The sequence below is a fragment of the Streptomyces murinus genome (assembly GCF_002154555.1).
Lineage (GTDB): Bacteria > Actinomycetota > Actinomycetes > Streptomycetales > Streptomycetaceae > Streptomyces > Streptomyces murinus.
In genome coordinates this window covers 24581-31837 of sequence record NZ_MUNF01000032.1, presented here as the reverse complement: position 1 = coordinate 31837, position 7257 = coordinate 24581, and the positions used below count along the sequence as shown (strand labels likewise).

6 protein-coding genes are annotated in these 7257 nt (G+C 71.3%); 4 read left to right on the top strand and 2 right to left on the bottom strand.

Annotated elements, in window-relative coordinates; translation table 11 throughout:
* On the bottom strand, positions 1 to 603 hold a 603-nt coding region (locus CCN72_RS02765), incomplete at its 3' end, for a hypothetical protein (protein ID WP_086806170.1).
* Between the two features lie 26 nt (positions 604 to 629).
* Complete coding sequence (eccE, locus tag CCN72_RS02760; RefSeq protein ID WP_161222242.1) at positions 630 to 1802, bottom strand: type VII secretion protein EccE; 1173 nt, start codon at positions 1800 to 1802, stop codon at positions 630 to 632.
* 363 nt (positions 1803 to 2165) lie between these two features.
* On the opposite strand from eccE, the gene eccB reads away from it, so the two are divergent.
* The 4 genes from eccB (at position 2166) to CCN72_RS02740 (ending at position 7250) form a co-directional block, all read left to right on the top strand.
* Entirely contained in the window at positions 2166 to 3695 is a 1530-nt protein-coding gene (gene eccB / locus CCN72_RS02755; protein ID WP_086806166.1) for a type VII secretion protein EccB, read from the top strand.
* A gap of 19 nt (positions 3696 to 3714) precedes the next feature.
* The gene (gene mycP / locus CCN72_RS02750) at positions 3715 to 4962 is read left to right on the top strand and encodes a type VII secretion-associated serine protease mycosin (RefSeq protein ID WP_244174111.1); all 1248 of its coding nucleotides are present in this window, start codon (positions 3715 to 3717) and stop codon (positions 4960 to 4962) included.
* A gap of 153 nt (positions 4963 to 5115) precedes the next feature.
* Positions 5116 to 5547: a hypothetical protein gene (locus tag CCN72_RS02745; RefSeq protein WP_232985593.1), complete on the top strand. Its 432-nt coding sequence runs from the start codon at positions 5116 to 5118 to the stop codon at positions 5545 to 5547.
* Positions 5547 to 7250: a glycoside hydrolase family 25 domain-containing protein gene (locus tag CCN72_RS02740; protein ID WP_086806165.1), complete on the top strand. Its 1704-nt coding sequence runs from the start codon at positions 5547 to 5549 to the stop codon at positions 7248 to 7250. The genes CCN72_RS02745 and CCN72_RS02740 overlap by 1 nt, the downstream gene beginning before the upstream one ends.
* Positions 7251 to 7257: the final 7 nt, after the last annotated feature.

Genomic DNA, 7257 nt, shown 5'->3' with positions numbered 1-7257 from the left:
CATGGTGCGGCCGAGCTCGGCGGCCTCGTCAGGGGAGACCCGCTGGATACCGGCGAGTCGGGCCTGGCGCAGCAGCCGGGGCGCGACCGGGCTGAGATACGGCAGCAGGGTCAGCACCGACTGCCAGGGCCCGGACACCACCCGGCCGCGCGGAGGCCGCATACCGCAGTCCCGCACCACCACGACCGGCGTACCGGCCGAGGCGCCCTGCGGGGGCACGCGCCCGACGTCGTACACGGACAGTCCGTTCTGTCCGCCGCCCATGGCGTGCACCATCTGCATCCAGGCCTGCGGCCGGCCGGTCTCCACGGCCACGCGCGCGCCGGTGGCGGCCGAGCGCAGCGCCAGTACCTGCGCGGTCCACAGACCGCCGATCAGGACGACGTCGTAGGCCGTCGGCCGGTTGATGCCCAGTACGGCGGGCTGGCCCTCGGCGTCCACCCCGGCCACCACCCCGTCGTCGCCGATGGGCAGCGCGAGCGCGTCCAGCAGCTGGGCGGGCAGTGCGTGCCGGCCGTGCCGGGGGCCGAGCAGTCCGAGGCCGTGCCGCAGCCGCTCGCCCAGGCCGCGCGGCCCGGAGCCGTCCGCCGCCTGCCGGTCCAGGTCGGGGGAAGTCGTGGGAATCGTCGTCACCGCGCACCTCCGAGGGGCAGTGTGGCCAGCATGCCGGGCAGTTGCTCACGGTCGAGGCGGGCCAGACCGGCACCGGCCTTGCGGGCCGCCGCCTCCAACGCCCGGCGGGCCGCCACGAGTTCGTCGTCGCTGCGCCCGGTCACCCGCAGATGCCCGCACAGCGAGACCTCCTGCCGGTCGCCGCGCGCGAGGGTGAGGCTGAAGGTGGTGGCGAGCGCCGGTATCGCCGTGACCCGCGCGACCAGCTGCGGCAGCGATTCGCCGCGCCCGCCGCCCAGTTGGGGCCAGCGCCGCACCCAGTAGGTGGTGTGCCGGCGGTTGTCGCAACGCCAGCTGCGCCCAGACTCCTCCGTACGCCGCTCCCGTGCCTCACCGCGCCCCGCCTCCGCGGTGACCAGCGGATTGGCGCAGGCCGAGGTGGCGAGCGCGGCGATCAGCTCCTCCTCGTCTAGCACCCGCGCCCGGAAACCCGCGCCGGTCAGCCGACTCGCCAGATGGTCCGCGCTGCGCACGACACACTTCTGCGCCCCGAGCAGCCCGCCCCCGCGCGCCGCCACCGCCTCCGCGCACGCCTCCGGATCCAGCTTGAGCGCGATCCAGGTGATCCGCACGGCCGGGGCCCCGGTCTGCTCCTGCAACGGCAGGTAGTTGGCGACGGCCACCGACTGCTGCGGCAGATGCAACGCGGGCGCCGGCTGCGTGTGCAGCACCACCTGCGCCGACTCCAGCCGTATCCCGTCCACCTCCAACGCGTCCCGCACCAGCCCCAACGGCAACGGCTGCCGACCCCGCTCCGCCCGCAACGCCGTCGCGTCGGCCTCCACCTGAAGGACAGCGGTGACGAAGGTGCCGTCACCGACGATGCCGACGGGGCTGCGGTCGCGCCCGCCGTACGCGTAGGTGCGCAGGCTCGGCTCGCATTCGAGCGCGGGGACCAGCGAGGGTTCGGTGCCCGGCGGTATCGGGGTATTCGCGGCACGGCGCTGCCGGGCCTTCAACTCCCGTGCGGTGGTCAGCCATTCGGGCAGTGAGCGCCCGCGGCGCCGGACGAACGCGAGAGCGACCAGCAGGACGGCGACGACCGCGGCGGGCACCAGGGCCATCGGGCCGATGACCCAGCCGACGACGAGCGTGGCCAGTGCGAGTTCCGGAAGTACGAGCCGTTGCATGCGGAACGAGCCGGACAGCGTCGGGCGGGCGCCCGGGCCCGCCGGATCCGGGAGTCGCTGTTCCCGGGTCGGCGCCGAATCCGTCCCCGTCGGTTGCGGGCCGGGCGTCGAGGGGCCGGTTCCCCGTCCGTGCCGGCGCGTACGAGACCGCGTCCCGGAAGCCCTCAACTCATCCCCCCATTTTCCTCACAACTCCCCGCCATGCGGCCCCTGAGCAGAGCCCACGAGGGCCCCGGTACCCTACCCGCTCCACGGAACCGGCCGGACACCAGGCATAGTAGGGGCTCGGTCCGACAACGGCGTGCCGGAGACAGTGGTCTTCGACCGGTATCCGGACGGCCACACGGGGAGAATCAGGGGCAGATGGCATCTCGGCGGGATCAACTCAACGCCTACACCTTTGCGAAGCGGCGCATGCTCGCGGCGTTCGTGCAGCCCTCCTCCGACGGCTCGGAGGAAGCCGCCCCCAAGCCGTTGCGGGCGGTCCTGCCCGGCACCATCGTCGGAGTGGTCGTCATGGCGGTGTTCGGCGCCTGGGGGATGTTCCGCCCGACCGCACCGCAGGGCTGGGACACCCCGGGTGAAAAGGTGATCATCGCCAGCAAGTCGACCACCCGGTACGTCGTCCTGAAGACCGACGGCAAGACCCAGCTGCACCCGGTGCTCAACATGGCGTCCGCGAAACTCCTCCTCGCCGACGGCAAGGGCGACGTGGTCACCGTCGACGAGTCGATCCTCGACAACGGCAAGATCCCGCACGGCGTCACCATCGGCATCCCGTACGCCCCCGACCGCCTGCCCTCCAGCCAGGAGGCCGGCGCCGCCAAGCGCTGGGCCGTCTGCGAGCGCCCGGGCGCGGGCGGCAGGGCCATCCAGAAGGCGGCGTTCGTACTCGCCGCCCGCGACAAGAAGAAGACCGAGGGAGCCCGTCAGAAACTCGGCGGCGGGGACATCCTGTACGTCGCCGCCCCGGACGGACAGCGCTACGTCGTGGACGCCCGCGGCATCGCGTACGAGGTCGACAAGAACGACGAGTTGCTGCTGCGCACCCTCGTCGGCGCCGGCCGGCAGCCCGAACGCGTCTCCCGTGACTGGCTCGACACCCTGCACACCGGCGACCCGATCGAGTTTCCCAGGATCGAGGGAAGCGTGAGCGCGCCCGCCGGCGTCCAGGGCAGCCTGCCCGCCGCCGCGAACAAGGTCGGCATGGTGCTGCGGGCCCCCGACGGCGACCGCCAGCAGTTCTACGTCGTCGAACAGGGCAAGGTCCTGCCCGTCTCCGACTTCACCGCCAAGCTGCTCCTCAACAGCAAGGACCTCGTCGGCCTCGGCCAGGCGGGCAAGGCCCTCGACGTCAGCGCGGGCGCGTTCGTGCCGGGCTCGACCGCCTTCGCGGCCGACCGCAAGTGGCCGGCCCTCACCCCGAAGGTCGTCAACGACGCGGGCACCACGAGCGGCAGCCGCGGCACCGTCTGCAACGTCCTCGACCACGTCGACTCCGGCAACGGCACCACGACCCTCAACACCTGGGCGGGCACGGACTTCCCGGCCGAGCTGCCCACCGGATCGTCGAGCGCCTATGTCACCCCCGGATCCGGCCAGCTCTACCGCCAGTTCCAGGGCACGGACACCAAGGCCGGAGGCGTCTTCCTCGTCACCGACACGGGCCTGCGCTACGCCATGCAGTCCAACGCCGACAGCGGTTCCACGGGCACCGAGTACGGCATGACGGACAAGCAGCGCAAGGAGCTCCAGCAGGAGGCCCAACTGGCCCAGACCCGGCTCGGATACGCCGGTCTTGACCCCGCCCCGATCCCGGTCGCCTGGTCTGTGTTCCTGCCGACCGGCCCCCGCCTGTCGACCACCGCGGCGAGCCAGCCGCAGGGTTCGTAGGATTCGTAGGAGAAGCCACGTGTCGTACCCGCGTCTGCTCCGTACCGCGGCGATCGCGGCCGCCACGCTGTGCACCGCCACAGTCGCCCTGGCCCCGCCCGCCGCCGCCGACTCCTTCTCCGACCAGTGCAACTTCCCGAACAAGGTGTATCCCGGGCGCCCCTGGGCCCTGCAACGCGTGCTGCTGGACGAGCTGTGGAGCCAGTCCAAGGGCAAGGGCGTGCGCGTCGCGGTCATCGACACCGGCGTGGACACCCAGAACCCCCAGCTCGCCCACGCGGTGGACGCGTCGCGCGGGGCCAACTTCCTGCCGGACAAGAACGGCAAGGGCCAGAAGATCGACCGCGGCAAGGCGAACGGCACGACGGACACCGTCGGCCACGGCACCCGCGTGGCGGGCATCATCGCCGCCCGGCCCATGCCGGGAACGGGATTCGTGGGCCTCGCACCCGAGGCGACCATCATCCCCATCAAACAGAACGACGCGGAGGGCGACGGCACCGCCGCCACCCTCGCTCAGGCGATCGAGCACGCGATCAAGGAGAAGGCCCAGGTCATCAACATCTCCCAGGACACCGCGAACGCCATCCAGCCGGCGGGCGGCCTGCACACCGCGATCAACGACGCGCTGGCGCACGAGATCGTGGTGGTCGCCTCCGCGGGCAACGACGGCCTCGACGGCAACGTCAAGCTCACCTACCCGGCGTCCTACCCAGGAGTCCTGGCGGTCGCCGCGTCGGACCGCAACAACGAGCGCGCGTCCTTCTCCCAGTCCGGCGACTTCGTGGGCGTCGCCGCCCCCGGCGTCGACATGATCTCCACCGTGCCCAAGGGCGGCCACTGCTCGGACAACGGTACGAGCTTCTCGGCGCCCTACGTCGCCGGGGTCGCCGCGCTCATCAAGGCGAAGCACCCCGACTGGACGGCACACGAGATCGTCGCCCAGATCGAGCAGACCGCGGAACGCTCGGTCGCCGGGCACGACATGCTGGTCGGCTGGGGCGTCGTCGACCCCGTCCGCGCCCTGACGGACGACGAACACCCCATCGAGAAGCCCGACGCCCACGAGGGCCTCAGCCGCGCCGAGGCCCCGACCCCGGCCCGGCTGGTGCTCGGCGAGACCGCCGACGAACGCAACACCCGCCTGGCGACGTACGTCGCGGTCGGAGCGGCGGTGCTGGTGGCCGCGCTCGCGGGGGTCGCGGTGGCGATACGGGACGCGCGTCGGCGGACGGCGGGCGGCGGTCCTGGACGCCCGACGGCGTGAAAGATGCGTGAAGGTCACAGGGCTACAGCAGACTTGTCACACAAGTCAGTTGGGGGGTGTCAGTCCCGTTGACTACAGTGATTCCATTGCGAAGACGAACGCTCGGGGAGTGCTGCCGCCCCGAGCAGGGGACGGAAACGGGGGTGGCGCAACGTGCGGCCTGACGACGGCACGGGCGGACTGAAGGTCGGTCTGGAGGCCCTGAAGACCTTCAAGACGCGTGTGGACTCGGTGCTCAAGACTTTCGAGGGTTCGCCCGGTTCGGCGAAGAAAGTGGCGATGCATACGATCACCGCCGCGTCGTTCTGCGGCAACGGTGGATTTCCCGAGGCCACGGGACTGCACAGTCAGTACACGCGGGTCCATGACCGCCTCATGACGCTCTCCCAGTCACTGACGCTGCAGATCGAGGCGATGCAGATCGCGGTGCATGGCGCGGATATCGGTTTCGCCAATCTGGACGACGATCAGCGGCGCCGCTTCCACGAGATCCGCATGAAGATCAACGAGCAGTACGCCGATGCTCAGAAGGACCAGCAGCACAAGAAGCAAACCGGCGACAAGAAGGCCGACGGGGGCTTCTGATGGGCGACCACAACAAAAAGCCGGATCTGCACCAGTTCGATCGCTGGGCGGCCGACCAGCAGTTCAAGCAGGAGAAGTCGGCCATGGGCGGCGGCCAGTGCGCCGCGCCGAGCCTCAACAAGAAGGGCGGCGGCTGCCAGGTCAGCGACTTCGAGGGCCACCAGCTGAACGACATGGTCGACATGGTGAAGTCCGCGAACCACGAGCACTTGGAGAATGCCGCCAACGGCCTCTGGGACGCGCGGGACGCCATCTGGAGCGCCGCCGATGAGCTCTTGGAGCACATCGGCCGGGTCGACTGGCACGGCGAGGCGGCCAACTCGTTCCACAGTTGGGCGAGCGACCTCGTCAACCACTCGTACGAGCTCGGCTTCTACGCGGACAACGTGGCGACCCAGGTCTCCGCGGCCAGCATGGGACTTGCGTCAGTGAGCAGTTCCATGCCGCCCCGCGACAACCGGCCCAAGATCTTCTCGATCGCCGAGCAGGCCAAGTTGGACCCGGGCGGCATCCAGGCCCAGGCCGTCGAGAACCACCGCCAAGAAGCGATCACCCAGATGAACCGCCTGGCGTCGTACTACGCGGTCTCGGAGGGGAATCTGCGGGGGCTGGAGGAGCCCAAGTTCGGGAAGATGCCGGACATGGGGGTGCCTCAGGGCAGCAGCGAAGCCCGTCATGGTTCGGACAGCGGAACTCAGACAAAACCCGCACACCTGCCCGCGGGCGGAACAGCGCGTCAGTACTCTGTCGCGTCTCCGGACGGGCCGGACACGAAGAGGGATGACCCCGGGCGGACGCTGCATCACGTGGTCTTGCCACCGGACCAGCACGTTCACCTGGATCCTTCCCAGCACGTCGGCACCAACATCGACAGCGTCAACACTCTGCCTCCGGACACCGTGAAGCCGACGGTGCCGGTCGCGCCGCCGACCGCGCCCGGTCCTGGTGGCGGCGGTGGGGGACCGATCTCTCCCTTCCCCACCGGCCCCACGGTTCCGAACGTGGGCATGCCCGTGCCACGCGGTGGAACGGGCGGCGTCCGGGGCCCGGTCGGGACTTCGCGGATGACCGTACGTCCCATCGAGGAACCGGAAACCGGAACCGGCACGGGGCGCGGCCCCATCAGTGGGGTGCGGCAGCCCGTGGTGCCCGGTCAGGCGGGCGCGCGCGGCCCGGCGTCGCCGATGGGCAGGACCCCCATGGGGCAGTCTCCCATGGGCAAGGCTCCGATGGGCCGGGGCCCGGTTGGCCGCAGCATCGTCGGCGGAACGCCCCGGACCGGTGGCGTGCCCGGCGAGCGCATCGGTGAATCGGGCCCGACCGGTGCGGCGCGCACCGGTGGTGTCATCGGCGGCCGGCCGACCACGCCCTCCGCGAAGGGCGTCAACGGCTCCAGGGTGCCGCGCGGCAAGGTCATCGGAGGTGAGCCCGCCGCACGTGACCCGCACGCCGTCGAGCGGCCCGGTCAGCGCGGAGTGATCCGGGCCACCGAGCCGGAGGGCGCCGAGGGACAGGCCTCGCGCAGGCCCGTGACCCCCGGCGGTGCGGTCGGGGCGCCCAACGGCAAGGCACCGACGGCCAGGAACGGCGCTCGCGCGGCCGACCACGACGAGCACATGCCGGGACGTTCGTCATCCCGACGTTCCAAGCGGGACCGCGACGACAAGAAGTCGCGCCGGCGGCAGGCGCCGGAGACCGAGTAACGAGATG

What these genes read in the sequence shown, in the direction of transcription:
- eccE (WP_161222242.1), bottom strand. Translation starts at nt 1,802, where the DNA reads ATGCAACGGCTCGTACTTCCGGAACTCGCACTGGCCACGCTCGTCGTC.
- eccB (WP_086806166.1), top strand. Translation starts at nt 2,166, where the DNA reads ATGGCATCTCGGCGGGATCAACTCAACGCCTACACCTTTGCGAAGCGG.
- CCN72_RS02740 (WP_086806165.1), top strand. Translation starts at nt 5,547, where the DNA reads ATGGGCGACCACAACAAAAAGCCGGATCTGCACCAGTTCGATCGCTGG.